Source organism: Salinimicrobium sediminis (assembly GCF_900215295.1).
GTDB lineage: Bacteria > Bacteroidota > Bacteroidia > Flavobacteriales > Flavobacteriaceae > Salinimicrobium > Salinimicrobium sediminis.
In genome coordinates, this window is the sequence record NZ_OCMF01000001.1 from 86,581 (window position 1) to 105,623 (window position 19,043).

General features: G+C 35.7%; 15 protein-coding genes and 1 pseudogene. 3 read left to right on the forward strand and 13 right to left on the reverse strand.

The genetic code is table 11. The annotated features are described in order from the left end of the window. Positions 1-114 precede the first annotated feature (114 nt). From CRO16_RS00440 to CRO16_RS00475, 8 genes are all read right to left on the reverse strand, one after another. Positions 115-1,608, reverse strand: a complete 1,494-nt coding sequence (locus tag CRO16_RS00440; protein ID WP_097054392.1) for a glycosyltransferase family 39 protein — start codon at positions 1,606-1,608, stop codon at positions 115-117. Further along, positions 1,596-2,300, reverse strand: a complete 705-nt coding sequence (locus CRO16_RS00445) for a class I SAM-dependent methyltransferase (protein WP_179670462.1) — start codon at positions 2,298-2,300, stop codon at positions 1,596-1,598. The genes CRO16_RS00440 and CRO16_RS00445 overlap by 13 nt, the downstream gene beginning before the upstream one ends. Beyond that, positions 2,297-3,244, reverse strand: coding sequence for a glycosyltransferase (locus tag CRO16_RS00450; RefSeq protein WP_097054394.1), 948 nt, complete (start codon positions 3,242-3,244; stop codon positions 2,297-2,299). Before CRO16_RS00450 ends, CRO16_RS00445 begins: the two co-directional genes overlap by 4 nt. 50 nt (positions 3,245-3,294) lie before the next feature. After that, positions 3,295-4,575 carry an ABC transporter ATP-binding protein gene (locus CRO16_RS00455; protein WP_097054395.1) on the reverse strand — a complete coding sequence of 427 codons (1,281 nt, stop codon included), beginning with the start codon at positions 4,573-4,575 and terminating at the stop codon, positions 3,295-3,297. Between the two features lie 54 nt (positions 4,576-4,629). Next, positions 4,630-5,490, reverse strand: coding sequence for an ABC transporter permease (locus CRO16_RS00460; protein ID WP_097054396.1), 861 nt, complete (start codon positions 5,488-5,490; stop codon positions 4,630-4,632). 121 nt (positions 5,491-5,611) lie between these two features. Further along, a complete protein-coding gene (locus tag CRO16_RS00465) occupies positions 5,612-6,439 on the reverse strand; it encodes a glycosyltransferase (protein WP_097054397.1) in 828 nt (275 codons plus the stop codon). A 13-nt stretch (positions 6,440-6,452) separates the two neighbouring features. Continuing rightward, positions 6,453-7,259 (reverse strand): FkbM family methyltransferase, encoded by an 807-nt coding sequence (locus tag CRO16_RS00470; RefSeq protein WP_143544382.1) that lies wholly within the window; start codon positions 7,257-7,259, stop codon positions 6,453-6,455. Positions 7,260-7,434: 175 nt separating this feature from the next. Further along, complete coding sequence (locus CRO16_RS00475; protein WP_097054399.1) at positions 7,435-8,262, reverse strand: sulfotransferase domain-containing protein; 828 nt, start codon at positions 8,260-8,262, stop codon at positions 7,435-7,437. 746 nt (positions 8,263-9,008) lie between these two features. Here CRO16_RS00475 and CRO16_RS00480 point away from each other — a divergent pair. After that, positions 9,009-9,941: a glycosyltransferase family 10 domain-containing protein gene (locus CRO16_RS00480; protein ID WP_097054400.1), complete on the forward strand. Its 933-nt coding sequence runs from the start codon at positions 9,009-9,011 to the stop codon at positions 9,939-9,941. 924 nt (positions 9,942-10,865) lie between these two features. Further along, positions 10,866-11,351: pseudogene (locus tag CRO16_RS00485) on the forward strand (FkbM family methyltransferase); the annotation flags it as partial. 36 nt (positions 11,352-11,387) lie between these two features. On the opposite strand, the gene CRO16_RS00490 reads toward CRO16_RS00485, so the two are convergent. Further along, complete coding sequence (locus CRO16_RS00490) at positions 11,388-13,856, reverse strand: exopolysaccharide transport family protein (protein ID WP_097054402.1); 2,469 nt, start codon at positions 13,854-13,856, stop codon at positions 11,388-11,390. Positions 13,857-13,859: 3 nt separating this feature from the next. Continuing rightward, positions 13,860-14,648, reverse strand: a complete 789-nt coding sequence (locus CRO16_RS00495) for a polysaccharide biosynthesis/export family protein (protein WP_097054403.1) — start codon at positions 14,646-14,648, stop codon at positions 13,860-13,862. A gap of 153 nt (positions 14,649-14,801) precedes the next feature. On the opposite strand from CRO16_RS00495, the gene CRO16_RS00500 reads away from it, so the two are divergent. Then, positions 14,802-15,632, forward strand: coding sequence for an exostosin domain-containing protein (locus CRO16_RS00500; RefSeq protein WP_097054404.1), 831 nt, complete (start codon positions 14,802-14,804; stop codon positions 15,630-15,632). A gap of 68 nt (positions 15,633-15,700) precedes the next feature. Here the strand turns inward: CRO16_RS00500 and CRO16_RS00505 are convergent, their stop codons facing one another. The 3 genes from CRO16_RS00505 to gmd all read right to left on the reverse strand — a co-directional run bounded on the left by CRO16_RS00505 (position 15,701) and on the right by gmd (position 19,031). Then, a complete protein-coding gene (locus tag CRO16_RS00505; protein WP_097054405.1) occupies positions 15,701-16,396 on the reverse strand; it encodes an outer membrane beta-barrel protein in 696 nt (231 codons plus the stop codon). A gap of 464 nt (positions 16,397-16,860) precedes the next feature. Continuing rightward, complete coding sequence (locus CRO16_RS00510; protein ID WP_097054406.1) at positions 16,861-17,781, reverse strand: GDP-L-fucose synthase family protein; 921 nt, start codon at positions 17,779-17,781, stop codon at positions 16,861-16,863. A gap of 116 nt (positions 17,782-17,897) precedes the next feature. Beyond that, complete coding sequence (gene gmd / locus CRO16_RS00515; RefSeq protein ID WP_097054407.1) at positions 17,898-19,031, reverse strand: GDP-mannose 4,6-dehydratase; 1,134 nt, start codon at positions 19,029-19,031, stop codon at positions 17,898-17,900. Between the last annotated feature and the right edge of the window lie 12 nt (positions 19,032-19,043).

The following is a 19,043-nucleotide window of genomic DNA, read 5'->3' on the forward strand; positions in this document are numbered from 1 at the left end:
ATTAAAACCCCGAAGGTAAAAGTTTTGTTTTTGCCCTAAAAAGACAAATTTAAATAAACTTAAATGCTTGTAATTCTTACAGCAAGCTTTGGATAAACTTTTTATATAGAAAGTTCATTTTTGTGTGTTAGAGATTAATTCATAAAGGTAATAATTGCGGTATTTAATTTTCAAGGAATAATGCTTCTTTATATCAATACCATATAAATTTGTTCTGTTAGGATGAATAATGATGAACCTGAGGTTTTCTTTCGCCCATTTTTTCAATACAGAATAGTCGTAAACTTCCCGCTTGTATGTTATAAGATGAATTGGAGTTGGAAATAATACTGATCTATTGGGAAAAGACTGAGCAATATCTATGTTATCAGAATAAAAATAGCCGCTCCCCAGGTTTGAATTTAAGAAACCTATTATTTCTGAAATATCACCCTCCTGTTCATTACCAGAAGTCAAATGAACAAAATTGTTCATTAATCTTGGTCCATAATTAAAAAAATGAGTGATTCCAATGGAAACACCAAAAACCATAAAGCCAATCAGGTATAATTTCTTTTTAATTATATGATAACTTTTCAAGAAAGATATGGTAAAAAGAATTAAACACAGTAAGAGCTCATTAAAGTAGTTAATTGCCGAACCAACTTTCAATGCCGAGAAAAAAGAGAAAACAGCAACGGAACAACTTAGTGTAATAAGAAAAAGTAAATCAGTATCTGTTTTTTCGTATTTCCAATTCTTCAAATAAATGATAACAAATAGGATAAAAATTAGGGAAAACAAACCGAAGTATAATAAATATGGCTTGTAAGATGTCTCCCATGCTAAATTAATGGAAATACCATTATTGACACCCTGGATTATATTTTCGTGAAGATATGATAAATCGTAACCTAATAGTTGAATTATTGCAGACATTAAGAACAACGACAGTACGCATGAAATAGCTGAAAAGAATGCCAGTCTCCATTGTTTTGCTATTATCATATAAAATCCAAAGGCCATTATATAAAGTCCCATCGTTAATTTCGACAGAATACCCAGAGCGAGAAAAATTCCTAACAGAATTGCTGTATTCGTTTTGTTGCCATCTTTTTGGTACAACATTACACTTCGAACAGACAAAGAAAAAAATAACAGGACCAAAACATCAGGCCTTGAAATATTAAACCAGGGAAAACTAATTACGAAAAAAGCTAAGGCAATAATTAGACTCGCATTCTTCTTAAACCCAATAAATTTTCGGAGAATGTCTCTTACCACTAAAAATGATAAAAGCAGTAACAATACTGATATGGTTCTCGTGACAACGCGAATTATAAAATATTCATCTGCCTCAATAAACAACGAGGTAATAATCACATCGCTTAGAATATAATACAATGGGGAGTACTGAGTTATATTGAAAGGAGGTGCTTCAGGAGAACTGTATAGTAATCCATTATCTTCCAGAGCCAATTGAACCGAATAAATTACATTAGATTCAACTCCCCTTAAATCAGATCGAAAAAAAATAGCTAAAAAAATCAGAAACACTAGTCCAATAACGACAAGATAAAAGGCTTTTTTGACCCACTTATAAATAAAATTGCGATCTATTTTTTCCATACCCCTACCAATGATTTTCCTACGGAATGAAAGATCAGCGGGTCAATTACTTTTGATAAAGGCACGATCATCTTGTCATATTTTAAAATTTGTTCTCTAGTAGGATAAGATTGTTTTAAAACAAACTTGTTTAACAAGGATGCGCATACTCCTACAGAGTCCAGGTAGAATAATCTTAGCATTGTCAATCCATCGGGTATGGTGTTAACGATCATTTTTTTATTATATCTTCTGTAGTGCCCAATGGCTTCATCAAAAGGACTAATTAAAAAATTATAGGAAGGAACCAGAATGATTAAAATACCTCCATCTTTTAGATGTAATTTTGCCCTTCTAAGTTCTCCAGCATCATCTTCTATATGTTCGATAACATCAATGTATATAATGGTATCAAATCTTTTATCAGGGGAAAAATCCTGTAAATATTGATTAAGTACTGTCACTTTTGAAGAACCCAGCGTCAAATTACTTAAGATTTGATCTGCCATTGATTTGTCTGGTTCAATAGATAAGAGACTTCTTATATTAGAATGACTTTGGAGGATTAGGTTAGTATTAATACCTATTCCCGCACCTACTTCAAGTACATCTCCTGAAATAAATTTACTGATTGAATTGAACCAATACTTTTTCCAGTTTACGGCATCTTTAAAGATGTCTAATTCATCACCCTTGTAATTAAAATCATTCACGGTTTTTGTGTAACAATATAGGATTTGTAAAAATCAATAGGTTTGGAAATAGGTTTATTTCGGTTGTGCAGGTGGGTAAGAATAATTAGTAAATTGAACAGTACCACTGTAATTAGTAAATTGAGAATAAATCCAAATACATTGGTAGCCCATCCTGGAATTGCGTATTCCGAACTATACTTAACATATATCACGAGAATACTTATAAAAATTAAGAATACAAAAACTATAAAACTTAACTTAAGTACCCTGATTATAACCGACTCGATATAAACAGACAGTGAACTTAGTCCATGAAGAATTAAGCTGTTATAATTCATTTTCGAATGCCCGGAATACCGTTTACCTCTTTCTGTAGAGATGATACTATATGGCAGCTTAGCTTTCATTACCGATGCAGAATAATGATTCCAAAAACTTGGATTGTTGCAAATTTTGGATAATAGAGAATTTGGGACACAACTGAAATTTCCAAAAGAAATCGAGGAACCTGTCAATATTCTAAATAATAGTTTATACAAAAAATAGAATAGCTTAAAAGACAAATTTTCTGAACGTTTTGACCTCTTTGCGAATATTATTTGATCCTTACCAGATGAATTCACTTTGTCCAGAAATTGACTAATATATTTCGGATTATCTTCTCCATCAGAATCCATAACAATTATATATTCAGTATCAATTGCCTGTTCAAAACAATAACATAGGCCAATCAGGATAGCCCTTTGATGACCAACGTTTGTAGCGAGATCAACCTTTGAATAAGTCATATATCCAGGAATTTCTAATGACTTGGAAGGTAATTCAGTAGAACAGTCATTTATAAAGACTAAATGGATAGCCTCAAACTTTCCTGCCAGTGCAATATTTATATTGTGGATTAAATGTTCAATACATTCCCAATCATTAAAAACAGGAATTACTATTGCGATATTATTTCTCATGATTTCTTATAACACACATTAATAGCACGATAATATTATTCTTTTTCCCTTTATATATCGGTTTTCAATTTCACTTCTGAAGGAAAATAAATTTGTCCCCAGTTTTTTTTCCAGTTCACAAAATATTCATTCCTTTCCTTCATTTCTATCTCAAAACTAATGGCTTCAAAGGCATGATCTACTTCAGATAAGTGGGCATTTTTCAGGCTTCCTTTTGAGATGGTCAGGTTAATATAATAAGAGCCCGGTGCCAGGTTATGATCTGCAATCGTTAAATTTATGGTACTTTCCTCCTGATGAACATAAATCTCTTCAGAGAAAAAAGAACCAATTTCCATATCTGAAAAGTTCATGATGGTACCGGTCAGGCAAACTGGAAAGGTGATATTCTTGTTCTTCCGTATCAGTACATCAAAACACATCCTGCTTCTTGTGTGAAGATCATTATGGGATGAACTTATACTCAAAAGCTCTAAGGCTCTGGAATTTTTATGCCGCCTATGAGACTCATTTATTTTATTTTGAATCTGCGGTATTCTCCTGTAATTAGAAAGATAATGATCAACACTTTCCCTGGCCTCGCCTGCAAAATCGACTTCACCATTGTGCAGCACCAGACCCCGTTGGCATAAGCTTTTCACGGCATCCATATTATGGCTCACAAAGAGGATGGTTCGCCCCGAATCACTGGAAAGGGTATTCATTTTTCCAATAGCTTTCTTTTGAAACTCGGCATCCCCCACGGCCAGCACTTCATCTACCACCAGGATATCAGGTTCTAAATGCGCGGCAACCGCAAAGCCCAATCTCACGGTCATACCGCTACTGTATCTCTTAACCGGAGTATCTATATAACGTTCACAACCCGAAAAATCAATAATTTCATCAAGCTTGGTTTTAATTTCACGTTTAGTCATCCCTAAAACCGCGCCGTTCATAAATATGTTTTCTCTACCCGTAAGCTCCCTGTGAAAACCTGTACCAACTTCCAATAGTGAAGAAATTCGACCTCTTACCTCAATAGATCCCGTGGTGGGCGCAGTGATCCTGGAAAGGATCTTTAATAAAGTGGATTTACCTGCACCGTTCTTTCCAATAATCCCCAGGATCTCTCCAGGTTTTACTTCAAAATTTATATCCTTTAATGCCCATACGTAATCACCGGAAGCCTTCGTGTCCTGCCTGTTCTTCTCTCCAATTTTAATAAAGGGATCTTCTTTTCCTCTTTTAAGATACCACCAACGTTTTAGATCATGTCTAATATTACCGGTACCTATCACACCCAGACGGTATTGCTTTGAGATATTTTCTGCTATTAAAATAGATTTCATTTAAAAATTTTGAGTCTCTTCTTGATTATAGGCTTACCCGTAATATTCTGGTATTTAAACAGTGTCAATAAATATCTTTTCAGACCTATTAAATAAAACTAAACCGGTCAAAAATAAAATTATTGAAAAGACAAAACTAAATACGAACCAGGCCCAGTTAAATGTTCCGGTGTTCAGAATAATATATCTAAAGCCCTCCATCACATGGGCTAATGGATTGTAATTAACAATCCATGCATATTCAGGAATTTTATTTTCCACTTCTTTAAGCGGATAAGGAACTGCTGAAATATATAATAATAAAGAGACTGCGAATCCTACTAAGAAACCAAAATCCCTGTATTTTATAGTCACTGATGAAACAATCAAGCCTAAACCCAAGCCTGATAAAGCCATTATTAGGATATAAACAGGTAATAAGAATAATTTTAAATTTGGATGAATATGAAACCCCCCGGAAAGTAAAAAAATATACACGACTATCACTATACCCAGCTGAATGCCAAATTTAAAAAGCATTGTAATAACGCTGGCAATTGGGGTTATTATACGTGGGAAATAAACCTTGCCAAAAATTTCCGCATTTGCCCGAAAGATATTTGAAGTACCAGTTAGACACTGAGAGAAATAATTCCAAGCGGTGATCCCAACCAGATTGAACAGGAATGGAGGAACCTTACCAGTAGGAATTTCTGCAATATTATTGAAAACCAGGGTAAAGGTTAATGCGGTTAATAATGGCTGAATTAAATACCATAGCGGACCAAGAATGGTTTGCTTATAAACTGTAATTATATCGCGTCTAACAAAAAGAAATAAGAGATCCCTGTACTTCCATATCTCTGGGAAATTTAGGTCTAGGAGTTTTCTCTTAGGCGTTATTCGATAATGTACTTGGTTACTAACTTTCCCCAAAAACTTGAAATTAATAAATCATCTTCATATTGATATTCTAGAATATCTAATCACAAAATTATTATACGTATAAAAGTTTTCTAATTACCCTCTTATAGTAAAAAAAATCAAAAAAATTACTTCAATCCCTCCCCGTTAAGGATATAAAATTCCAAAAAAGAAATTTTAAAAAATTTTTAATGCTTGCTCTGTCTATACCTAAATTAAAACTGTAATAAACTCTGTTTACAAAACTTATTTCCTCCCTTAAGAGTCTTTTATACCAAAAATTTCGAACTACACTTTTCTCCTGAGAATTGCAGATATCAAAATGGTATTTTCTTTTATGAAAATTTATTGATGACCTAATCCACATATTATCAAATTTGCCTAAGGAGTAATGAATTATTGGAATTCTTGAAGTTACAAAATTCTCGAAATTTTCAGAAGCTCTTAAAGAAATGTCTAAATCATAAAAATGAAAACCTTCTATTTCTTCACTAAATTTTAATTCTTCCCATCTCTTCCTGGTCAGACTTAAAAATACTCCATCTAAGGTTTTAACTTGTCTTAATTCATTTTTTGAAAAAAAATTGGTTGCTTGCTTTTCATTCCGTGGTATAAAATTATGTTTAAGTTGGTAGATTCCTGATTCGAAACCAGTTGGTAATAAAAATTTTTTAGTTCCCCCAGCTAAACCAATGATACCAATATTTTCATTGGAATTATGAATCTGTAGTAACTCCAACCCCCAATTATTTTGAAGAAATTTTATATCTTCGTGGATAAACAACAAATGGTTAAACTTAGCTTTTTTAGCACCTTTGTTATAAGCAACCCCAATGCTCATTATTCCTGGGTTGTTAATTCTTATGATTTCATAAGTAATATTACCAATAGTTTTTTTTATGTTTTCTTCTAATGAGAAAAACAGACCATCTTTAACAGAAGAAATGATTATGGTTATCATCTTGATAAGTCATTCAATTTCTGTAGCCAAAAATATTAATGGCAAGATCAAACTTCTCACATGAGAGTGTATGATCTACAAAAGGTTTATTTCTGGAAAAAGATTCTTTTAAATGATACCTAAATCCACTTTGCTTTAAAAGATTTAAAATATCATCTAGATGTTGACCCTCATTATATGTGCTATGATATTCAATAAAGATATGATCAACAAGATATAATTTTTCTTCACAATCCTTCAAAACATCAAATTCCGAACCCTCAATGTCTAATTTTAGCATGTCGATCTTCTTGGTGAGGATTTCTTTTAACCTTACTGTTTCTACCCGAGTGGATTTTTGCCCTGAATATTCCTTGTTTAGACGCCCTCCCAAACCTTTATCCGTATAAAAATCCAAAGAGGATTCACTAATCCATACAGCCTTCTCTTCTAAATGAACATTCTCCAGGATTTGGGATTTCATGTTTTTTTTAAGAAAAGGAAACACATAGGAATCTGGTTCAAAAGCTATGACCATTGCATCTGGGTAATACTTAGAAAAAAATAAAGTGCTTAAACCCATATTAGCTCCACAATCAATGATAGTGGGATTTTTACTTACTGGTTTAAATTGATAAATTTTTTTCTGAAAAATTTCTCTATAGGAATCATAAAAGGCTCTACCATGATGATAAAAAAAATTATTGTTAAACAGTAAGATTTGTCCAGCATTTTTTCTTTTGGTACAAATTAAACTTTTTTGGAAAGTGTTATACCATAGATAATATTTAGTATCCCTAAAAATCTTTTTCGCAACTTTCCGCATCCATAGTTTACTCACACCTTAAACTTTTAGATAATTAATTTAATACATTTTATTAATGCTTAATTTCTGTTAGAAGGAAGATTAAATAACTCTTTTCCTGCATTTTTTTAATAATTTTTTCACCTGATGACCAAAATTTATGTATTAATTGGAAATATTTTCAAATTTTCGTTTAAGGAGGTAACAGATTTTAGTAACTAATGCCCGTTAACTTAAACAATTCTTCATTTGCATTCGAATAAAGAGAATTAAGCATTTTTTCAGTTTCAACAGGCATAGTTTCTATATAATTTCCTTTAAAAATTTCTACGTTATGAAATCTTTCCCAATCAAAACTCTGGATTTTAAAAAACTCAGCAATTTCGATTAACTTTTCTGAAGTATTTTTTTTTAAATCTTCATTCTTAATAACAAGAAAATTATCACCAAAGAACCTTTGGAAAATTTTAATCCCCTTATAATACTCCCCCATCTTAATAATATCACATGCTATTTTCTGATTTTTATTAATAACAGCCAATTCGTTTTCAACATAAAGGTTAAAATCCTGATACTCTTTTTTAGTTCGGGAAATAGCTAAAGGTTTTCTGCCTGTTTTATTTTTCATCCATTCAAACCACCATTCATCACCTTTTTCGAAATATCTTTTTCTATACATATTCCACGCACTAAATGCTCTATCTGTTGGATTACGCACTAAACAGATCAATTTTATTTTAGGATTATAGGTATAGATTCTTTTAGCTGTTTCGGTTATATCTTCATCAGTCAGATAAGTTGGAGATGATTCCATAAATTTGACATTTCTATACCAATCTTTAATTGATCTTTTCAGAGAGTTATCCTTTCCAAAATGTGAATGGTAATAATTAAAACCTTTTTCATACACGTGCCTATAATTAAAAAAATCTGTTTCCTTAGGATTGGAAGTTTTTACTTGAGGATGATGTTTCATAAATTTATGAACAGCAGTTGTACCACACTTTTGTCCTCCGACAACAATAAAGTTCACCTTCATATCAACTGATATTTATATTCTAATAAGAAAAATTTATTTAGTTTTAAACCTTGTCCTTCAACAGAAACGTAGGGGTTGATATTTTAAATAATGGCATAACAGGCAGGTTGTTATTGAAAAACAAACCGAAATTTTGCCAAATATAGACAATTTCCGTGTGCAGATTATATTGGAGTGAACCTATGTAAGACCATCTTGTTATGAATGAAATAAAACAGAAGAATTCAACAGGATGAGTACCTAAGTTTTTAGGTGACAATTTTTAGCTGCTAATTTTACGAAAGGAAAAAATATTAAGGTGATTTTAGCAAAAAAAGTGATAAAAAATAAAATTAACCTTTTGTATAAAAATTTTATAAAGTCTGAATTATCCGAAATATTTTCAGAAATAGCATCATTATCCATGGTTCTGAATCGCCTGGAGAAAAAGTATGATTTATCACAAACAGGAGCTCACATTACGGAAACTATAATGGGATATAAATAATACCAGCCTATAGCTATTCACTTTAAATTTCTTAATAAATGAGATTTTCATTGCTGGTGAATACTCCTTTAATAGTCTCAAGAAGAATTCGAAGATATTTGATTGTGGGGCAAATATTGGTATCCCAATCTTGTGCTTTAAGAAAATATTGCCAAACTGCAGGATAATAGCTTTTGAACCAAATCAATTCCCTTTAAACTACTCAAACAAGATATAAAAGAATATTACCTTTATTATTTATATTAAACCAATAGTGATAATGAACACCTTAAAATTAAACTTTTCTGACTTTTGGCCAGGATTTAATAAGCACGATAATTATTTTATAAATTTATTAAGAAAGTATTATGATGTTCAAATTGTTGAGGATCCAGAGGTACTTATTTATTCCTGTTATAGCTTCAATTTTTTAAAATATAATTGTCATAAGATATTTTTTGCCCCTGAGAATGTTCGTCCAAATTACAACGAATGTGATTTCAGTTTCAGTTTTGATTATAGTGAGGCTAAAGGGAATAATTATAGGCTTCCATTATTTATCCTCTACGGCAATGTGGAGAAATTAATTGAGGAAAAAAATATTGATCAGATTTCTTCCGAAAAGAATAAGTTTTGCAATATGTTGGTAAGTAATCCCCGGGGAAAAGAGAGAAATCAATTTTTTCATCTTCTATCAGAATACAAAAAAGTAGATTCGGGAGGTAAATTTCTCAACAATATTGGATCTCGGGTCAAAAACCGGTTCCACTTTATAGAGCCGTACAAATTCACTTTAGCCTTTGAAAATTCTTCTTATCCTGGCTATACTACAGAGAAAATTTTTGAACCTATGAAAGTTAATTCAATTCCTATATATTGGGGAAACCCTAAGGTGGACACCGATTTTAATCCAAAAAGTTTTGTGAATGTACATGATTATGACAATTTCAATAATGCCATTGATGCAATTAAAGAAATTGATCAAAACGAGAACATATATAAAATTTATCTAAAAGAGCCATATTTTAAGGGAAATGAAATACCAAAAGAGTTCACCAATGAAGTTGTATTAGGTAAATTTATTGATGTAATTTCTTCTTTTAAGAAAACAAATCCTGTTTTAAATAGAAGAGACAAGCTATTTCTAGGCTACTCAAACATGGTTAGAAAACGTTTTCTGAATAAGTTCATTTTTGAGAAACGTATATATTGAATAATTTCTAAAAGACTAGGAAAATCCCTGGCTAGTCAAAATCTCCAGTGTGGGCAAGATTTTGATTTTATTTAAAAGCTTTTTTAGAAGCTTTTAAATTTCAGCTCTCATTTTTAGTCATCCCGTGGGTTGTTATTCCCGGCAGAATTTAGAAGATTCAAAAAGTCAGCAAAACACCAATTCCCCAAATCAAACTTAATAATAAAGCTGAGTTATCCAGATCTAATAATTGCTTTGGTGTTTAGCATCTATATTTCTATTACACAATCCTATCTATTAGCGCCTTAGTTACATTTTCGATTTCAAAATTATCTTTTAATCAGTATGCTAATTTTCAGTAAAATGCAACGTTTTTATCACTTACAGAGGATCGGACCATTGTGAAGGCTATAAAAACTGTTTCATTGAAATTGATTTCAATAAGACTGTCCTTGGAATTTTGTGTTACAAATATTAAGTAAGATGCTTAAAAAGCAATTATTTTCTTGGGTAGATCTGGTTTTCAGAAATATGAGTTCCAAAATTTTCAAGATAACAGAATGTCCCATATACATTTAAACATAGCATCGAAAAAATGATGAAATTTATTGTTGACAATTTTTAAAGAAGCTTTCTAAAGTCAAAATTAACTCACAAATTTTTAGAGAAAGTATCTTTATTTCTGGCCCTAAATCGACTACACAAAAAATCACAAATACCAAAAAAAAAAAAAACAATCATTTCTGAAAAAATACAGGGTTATAAAATCTATGCCTACCGCCATTCCACTTTATTTTATTTGGTGAATGAAATTTTTATTGCCGGTGAGTACTCATTCCGAACTACATTAAAAAAACCTTTGATAATTGATTGCGGTGCAAATATTGGAATCTCTGTTTTGTATTTTAAAAAAATTCTACCCAAGTGTAGAATTATGGGTTTGAACCAAATCCATATTCCTTTAAACTGCTGACTCAGAATATTAGAGCAAATAATATTACCGGTGTAGAGACATATGAAGCAGCCTTGTATAGTGAAGAAAAAGCTATACCATTTTTTATTCCTGAAGATATTGGAACCGCCAGTGCGTTTATAAGGAGCGACCGCGGAGGGAAACAAATGTTGGAGGTCCAAACAATGAGATTATCTACCTTCTTAAAAGAATTAGACTCTGTAGACTTAGTGAAAATGGATGTTGAGGGCGCAGAAAGCCTGATTGTTAAAGATCTGGTGGAAACCTCAACCATAAGTAAGGTGAAGAATCACTATATTGAATATCATCACAACCTGAAAACTGATAAGTCAAGCCTTTCCTCTTTTCTAAAAGATTTTGAAAATAATAGATATTCTTACAAGATTAGGGGAAGCTTCAGAAATCAGAAGGGTAGGCGCTTTCAGAATATATTTTTTCATTTCTTCAGGGAAAAATAATCCTCTCTTCTACAAATTTCTCTATTCCAGGCTTAATTATTCAAAATTTCTTTTAAATTCTGCCCACTTCCTTTTCAGGTTATTCCTTTTATTACTCTTTTCACCGTAGCCTTTTCCGTATTGCCCATACCCATAACCATACCCGTAGCCATAGCCGTAGCCATAGCCGTAGCCATATTTGGCCCGATGAACGAAATGGTTAAGTACGAAGCTGATGTTCTTTATCTCACCTTTTCTATACTTCTCATTGATGACCTCCAGCATTCCGCGTTTAGTGTAATCCTGACGTATCAGGTACAAAGTTGCGTCTGCATATTTTACAAGATTCAGGGCATCTGCAACTACTCCTACAGGCGGAGTATCCATAATAATATAATCATATCGCTCCTTCAGCTCATTCATAAGTACCTCCATCTGCTCGTTCATTAAAAGCTCGGAAGGGTTTGGCGGTATAGGTCCGGCAGTGATCACATCAAGATGTGGCACCATACTCGGCTGAATAATGTAATCAAGCGTCTCCTGCCCGATGAGATAATTTACGACCCCCACGTCATTGTTGATCTTAAAATCATCAAAGATCTTGGGCTTTCGTAAATCGGCACCTACCAAGACGGTTTTCTTTTCACTCAGCGCGAACACAGTGGCCAGGTTCATGGCGCAAAAGGTTTTTCCCTCTCCCGAAACTGAGGATGTTATCAGAACAGTCTTTGAACCAGTTACTCCCTGCTTTTTGTACATAAATTGAAGACTGGACCTCAACCCCCTGAATCCTTCTGCAATTGCAGATTTCGGTCTATTAAATACTGCAAGGTTGGTATCCATCCTGCTTCTACCTATCATACCGAGAATTGGAATTGGAGATAGCCGTGTCACCTCCTGTGCATTATGAACATTAGTATTGAGAAATACCAACAGGAATACAAATGTGAGCGGGATCATGCCACCCACCATTAAAGCCATCACATAGTTGAGTTGTGTATTTGGTCCAATTTTACCTCCTCCCGTATCTTTGGCCATATCAATTACCATTACATCGCTCACATTGGCTGCCTTTATCAATCCTGCTTCGCTACGTTTTTCAAGAAAGAGGTTATAAGTTTTTTCACTTAAGGAGTATTTCCTCTCAATCTTCAGAAGATCCTGCTGCTCCTGGGGTAACTTTCTTATCTCAGCTTCCGCCAGAGCCACATCTCTATTGATTTCCTGCAGCTCTCTTCGCAAAAGGCTTTGGGAGGAACTAAGATTTTCGAGCAAAACTGCTTTAACCGCGTTTATTTGCCGATCTATGTTATCAAATACAGGGGAATTTTGCTGTAAGGAATACTCATATTTCCTGCGTTCCTCTGCCAGGGTAAGAATTCGACTTACACCACCAACAATGCTACCTTCAGAAATGCCCGCAACAGAGGGCGCAGGAACTTCTGAGTAGTCACTCCGGGTTTTCAGATAATCCTCCAGAATTTCATAGTAGGCCAATTCTCTTTGAACTTCTTCCTTACGTACGTCCAATCCCTGGAGCCGGCTATTAAGTTGCCCCGTCTCAGCGCTTAGGTCAATGATCTGGTTCTCATTTCTGAACCTGTTCAATTCTTCTTCAACATTTTGAAGTTCCAGGGATTTAACAGAAAGGCTGCTATCTATAAAACGAATGGTTTTTGTTGCAAAGAGATTCTTCCGCTCCAGCATGTTTTGACTCAAAACTTTTACCGATCCATTGAGGTAATCCACTATCTCTGCTTTGTTATTTCCAGTTAGAGCTAGGTTTAATACAGATGCACCCTGGCCCTGGGCATTAACAGAGATCCCTTTCCACCTGTTCACCACCCTGTCAAAATTCTCAAAACTTACATAAAATGGCTTCCCAACAACAGGCTCAATACCGGTCGGTAAAAAACTACCGCTAAAGAAAGGTAAAACAACCTGGTCACCTAATTTGTAGTCCCTGCTGAATCTTCCCTGTTCTACCTCAACCTGCAGGTACTCCTGCGTAGCATAATTATAGGTTGTTGATTTCCCGCCGGAAAAGTTAGTACTCAACGAAAAAGTTTCCGGATCTTTAAAGCGTATTTCAAAAGTTGTGTTCAACGCCTGAAATCCGGCTGTATCTGCTACCACCTTAAAAGGAGTGTTGCCGTATGCATTAACTCTTTGGTACTCTCCATCCTCCAGGTAATTTATATAATACTGTAAACGTTCAACCACTTCTTCATTATGAGAACGGGATTTTAAAATTGTGATCGCTGTATTCACCTTATCTGAAGTTCCACCCCAATTAAAGGTGAGGCTGGTGTTAGTGGTAAAAAAAGGGTTTTGGTCGTCTTTTATACTTATGGAATTATCCAAGCGATATACGGGCAACTTCCGAACATTGTTGTAATAGGCAACTCCAAGGCTAATGGCAATAGAAAGTAGTATAAGTTGCCAATAACTCAGCACCTTAAGAATAAAACCCTTGAAGTCAAAGGTAGAGCCAATGTCTGTTATGTGATCATCTTCATGTGCCATACATCATCGGGTAATTAATAAAATTGTTGTGGTCACAAATGCCAAAAGACTCGTAATAGTACCTAATGCTTCCATCCCGGTTGTACCAAAGCCTAATGCTTTTTGAGGTAGCGGATTTACAATAATCAGGTCATTTGGCTGAATATAATAATACGGAGACCGCATTGCATCTATAGTGGTAAGATCTATATGGTGCCGCTTCTCCCCTCCCGGGTACTGTCTCACGATCACCACATCTGTGCGATCACCAAATTCATTAATATCTCCGGCCTGTGCAATGGCTTCCATGATAGTCACCTGCTCTTTGTAGATCACCTGACTTCCGGATCCTATTTCTCCTATGGTCGTATATCTTATCCCAGCCAGTTTAACAGTTACGAATATGTTTGCCTGTTCCCTAAAATAACTTTCTAAAAGAGCTTTTTCGATCTTCTCTCTAACCTCATCTACAGTAAATCCCAAAACGTTCACCTCCCCCAAAGTTGGTACTCTGATGTTTCCGTGGGCATCAACCAGAAAGCCGTCATAATAAAGTCTTTCCTCCCCGGTGGCAGTCGGATTATCTTCTCCAATTGGATTGAACATCCCCACTAGTTCCTGATCAAGTGCCTTTACTCTGATACTCAGCAGATCATTCACCTGTATGCGATATGGTTTTTGAATTCGCTCCACTGTAATAATACTGTCTGTCGCCGCACCATCTTCCTGCAGATACATTAATCTTTTAGTGGGGACACAGGAAGAAACAAAAAGCAAAACACTTAGAATAAAAATTAACTGCCTGTAACTCATTTGGGACTAATAGGTAAAGACAAATATAGGTGTTGAATGTTAATAATAAAATAAATGTATAGTATTGTTGTTCCTGCTATCATTATAACCCCGGTTCTTTAGAATGTTGTGATATCGGGACATTATTCTATTTTTGAAAACCTACCTTAAAGAATGGAAGTAAAGAATATATTATTTGAAACTGAGATAAAGCTCCTACAGGAGCTGCGTTTAATTCATGCCATTGCTGAAACCGGTCATAAGATAAATGTAAAACCATCAGAAAAATTTAAGTTAGAACCTCTTGAGAAAAAATTTAATTTTTCCGTAGGCACAGGATCAGAGGATGATTTTCCAATTGCCAATCTTGTAAAGATTGATCATAAAACACCAAAAGTCAGTATAGGAAATATTACCAGAACACTAATTTTTCCTCACTCCATAGTAACCTATTGCAAATCTCTATGGAAGGGGGAACGCACGTATAGATTTGTCTTCACAGGATGGATGAGTTATAAGCGAAAAAAAGAATTAGAGCATTGGATTAGCGAAAAATGGGGAATTAAACAGAGTATTCACAGTCACAAAGAATATTTACCCAAAATAAAAAATCATTTCCGTCTCCTGCTTGGTTTACCTGAAATTGAAATTAGTTATAATAGAGAATTAAGAATCATACCCTCCGGGAAAGGGAGAAAATTTCCCGATAAAGCCTGGGATGAGGAATACTATCGGACTTTAGCAAATTCAAAATTTGTACTATGCCCCAGCGGTAACAGTGTATGGACTTATAGATTCTTTGAAGCCATTCTTTGTGGTGCTATCCCGGTGGTTGAGGAAACATGTGAAGCTTATATCGGCTTCACCTATTTTTCATTCAATGATCCCATAGAAGAAATGAACTGGGATCAAAAAATCGTCGATGAAAACTTTAAACTTTGTCTGGAGAGAATAACGGTTGCACCGGAAATATCAAAGCGAGAACTGGAGAAAATTTTAACCTAATTATAATCCTAATACACCTCCTTACCTGGTTTGAACTGCCACTAAAAACTGCCTAGTGCAAACTTTTTCTAATAACAGGCTCTCCGTCTCCTTTCGTTCAGACCGGGTCCGCCGATTTTAAATATAATGCTCACGATTACCTGGTTTAATCTGGCGTCATTAAACCAGCCTTTATTAGCTCCTCCATTGGGACCCCCAAATAGATTATTATCAAGATCTATGTCCTGCCGCTCAGCAGTAGAAAGAGAATGTTCATATCTCACGTCAATTCCAAACCTACCAACTTCCACCTTTACCCCGGCCTGGGCATTAATAGGGGTATTTTGAACAACAATAAGTTGATCGTTTTGTTCTCCATATATTTTTGCATCCAGTACATTTGAATAAACCGGACCTGCATAAACATCAAGAGGACCATAAATATTATATCCCAGCAATAAGGGAATTGTAAAAGTTTGAACCGAGTATTCAGTATTATCCTCCCTCAGTGGTATTTCGAATTCCTGGGTAAGTGAACTGTAAACTACTTCGGGTCTAATAAAAAACTTGCCAAAGTTCACCTGTCCAAATATTCCACCATGATAACCTATTCCTCCAACACCCTGAACCGTTTCACCCCAATAGTTGGCATTTGATTTACTTCCTCTAATTTCTCCGCCCATGGAATAGTTTATTCCTCCTTTGAGGCCATATTCGAATGTGGTCTGGGAAAAACCGGAAAAAGTCATGAATATAAACAGGAGGGCAAAAAAATATTTTTTCATAAGGTCTGGTTGTGCTTCAATTGGTATACAAATAAAAAGGAAATTTTTAAATACCTCCAATAAATTTGCTCTAATCTAACGGGGAAGATAGAAATTTATTTTGTGAAGTGTTCAACTCAGTATGCAGTAGGCAGTGATTAGTAGCAGTTAAATTGGCAAAAAAGCTCTTAGCCTAAAAGGTTGCAGGTTGCAGGCTTTCGAACAGTTGCCGGTCAACCGTTGCCTGTTGCCGGTTGTGAAATGCGTATTGCGGATTACATTTTATTATTATTCCGGCATCTGATATTCACTCTGGCGCTTCCACCCTTTAGTCCCGATAGCAATCGGGAGGGGCAGAGAAGCGCGGGTAAATTATAAAATCACTACTCACTACTCCTACTCCTAACTATGGACTATCTACTGAAATATGGGTTGTTAATTCTAAATTCTACTTGGTGCCTAGAATTTAGAATTTGGTGCTTTATCTAGAGGAATCTCTCCCCATAAACTGTTCTTATCCCCTCCTTCAGAGAAATTGAATGTTTCCATCCCAGGCTGTGGATCAGCGCAACATCCAGCAGTTTTCTTGGAGTGCCGTCGGGCTTTGTGGTGTCCCAGGAAATTTCTCCGGAGTAGCTGGTAGTCTTCTTAATCAAATCTGCCAGATCTTTAATAGAAATATCCTCTCCAGTTCCTATGTTGACACTGACGTTTCCGCTGTAGGTTTGCATGAGATGCAGACAAGCTTCAGCCAGGTCATCAACATGTAAAAATTCCCTTTTTGGAGCACCTGTACCCCATACTTCTACTGAGGGTTTATTTTGCTCTTTAGCTTCATGAAATTTACCCAGCAACGCCGGCAGGACGTGAGCGGTTTCAGGATCATAATTATCATTGGGTCCGTAAAGGTTGGTGGGCATTACCGAAATAAAATCACGACCGTACTGCCGATTATAATTCTCACACATTTTAAGTCCGGCGATCTTGGCTATGGCATAAGGCTCATTCGTAGGTTCCAACTTGCCGGTGAGCAGGTATTCTTCTTTTATTGGCTGCGGAGCCATTTTGGGATAGATACAGGAAGAAGCCAGGAAAAGCAACTTTTTGACACCATAGACATAGCTTTGGTGGATCACATTGTTCTGGATCATGAGGTTCTCATACAGGAATTGCCCCCTGTAAGTATTGTTAGCCATGATCCCTCCAACCTTAGCTGCTGCCAGAAAAACATAATCGGGTCTTTCCTCTTCAAAAAAGTTTTTTACAGCCTGCTGTTCAGTAAGATCCAATTCGGAAGAGGTTCGAAAAATTAGGTTTTTGAAACCTTCCTGCTTAAGCTTCCTGACCAAGGCCGAACCCACCATCCCGGTATGTCCCGCTACGTATATTCTTGAATCTTTTTCCACTCGCCCAATTTAATGTTACTGTTTATGGTTGTTTTTTGAAGCCTTAGAATTTGGGATTTGGTGCCTGGAATTTTTTACTTACTGATCACTGAGCACCGAACACTGAACACTTATTTTCATTCTCCATTATAATTCAGCGTCCTATGTCCGCCGTCTCTCAGGTACTTTTCTCTGCGGAAGAGTTCCACATCTGCTGTCACCATCTCCTCTACAAGATCCTGCAGACTATGTTTAGGTTCCCAACCCAATTCTTTCCTACATTTGGAAGCATCACCAATTAACAGATCCACCTCTGTAGGTCGATGATACTTCGGATCAACCTGAAGCACAATAGTTCCCGGGGCTACCTGAAAATCGGAATTGTTACACTCCACTACTTTTGCCACTTCCCTTTCTCCCTTTCCAGTAAATTCCAGGGTGATACCCACGCAGCTAAAAGCCATCCGCACCAGCTCTCTTACGGAAGTAGTTTTTCCTGTAGCGATCACATAATCATCCGGCCTGTCCTGCTGCAGCATAAGCCACATAGCTTCTACATAATCCCTGGCATGTCCCCAGTCCCTTTGCGCATCCAGATTTCCCAGGAAAAAAACTTCCTGCATCCCCAAAGCAATTCGGGCTACTGCCCGGGTGATCTTTCGGGTGACAAAAGTTTCTCCCCTTAAGGGGGATTCGTGGTTAAACAAGATACCATTGCAAGCGAACATGTCATAGGCTTCCCGGTAGTTAACAGTGATCCAATAAGCGTATAATTTCGCCACTCCATAAGGGCTTCGGGGATAGAACGGAGTTTTCTCCGTCTGCGGCACCTGTTGCACCAACCCATATAATTCTGAAGTCGATGCCTGGTAGACCTTTGTCTTCTTTGTAAGACCCAACAGCCTCACCGCCTCTAAAATTCTCAGGGTGCCAAGTCCGTCAACGTTGGCTGTATATTCCGGGGTATCAAAGCTCACCTTTACATGAGACATGGCGCCGAGGTTATAGATCTCATCGGGCTGCACTTCCTGGATGATCCGCGTAAGATTCATCGAATCGCTAAGATCCCCGTAATGAAGTTTAAACCGAATATCCTTTTCATGCGGATCCTGGTACAGATGATCTACCCTTTCTGTATTAAAAAGACTGGATCTCCTCTTGATCCCATGTACCACATATCCTTTTTCCAGTAGAAGTTCTGCTAAATAAGCCCCATCCTGCCCGGTGATGCCGGTGATGAGTGCGGTTTTTTGAGAAGTTGTAGTTTCGATGCTGTTACAGAT

Excerpts from the sequence above, each read along its gene's own strand:
- CRO16_RS00440 (WP_097054392.1), bottom strand. The coding sequence starts at position 1,608 with ATGGAAAAAATAGATCGCAATTTTATTTATAAGTGGGTCAAAAAAGCC.
- CRO16_RS00450 (WP_097054394.1), bottom strand. The coding sequence starts at position 3,244 with ATGAGAAATAATATCGCAATAGTAATTCCTGTTTTTAATGATTGGGAA.
- CRO16_RS00455 (WP_097054395.1), bottom strand. The coding sequence starts at position 4,575 with ATGAAATCTATTTTAATAGCAGAAAATATCTCAAAGCAATACCGTCTG.
- CRO16_RS00465 (WP_097054397.1), bottom strand. The coding sequence starts at position 6,439 with ATGATAACCATAATCATTTCTTCTGTTAAAGATGGTCTGTTTTTCTCA.
- CRO16_RS00475 (WP_097054399.1), bottom strand. The coding sequence starts at position 8,262 with ATGAAGGTGAACTTTATTGTTGTCGGAGGACAAAAGTGTGGTACAACT.
- CRO16_RS00480 (WP_097054400.1), top strand. The coding sequence starts at position 9,009 with ATGAACACCTTAAAATTAAACTTTTCTGACTTTTGGCCAGGATTTAAT.
- CRO16_RS00490 (WP_097054402.1), bottom strand. The coding sequence starts at position 13,856 with ATGGCACATGAAGATGATCACATAACAGACATTGGCTCTACCTTTGAC.
- CRO16_RS00495 (WP_097054403.1), bottom strand. The coding sequence starts at position 14,648 with ATGAGTTACAGGCAGTTAATTTTTATTCTAAGTGTTTTGCTTTTTGTT.
- CRO16_RS00500 (WP_097054404.1), top strand. The coding sequence starts at position 14,802 with ATGGAAGTAAAGAATATATTATTTGAAACTGAGATAAAGCTCCTACAG.
- CRO16_RS00505 (WP_097054405.1), bottom strand. The coding sequence starts at position 16,396 with ATGAAAAAATATTTTTTTGCCCTCCTGTTTATATTCATGACTTTTTCC.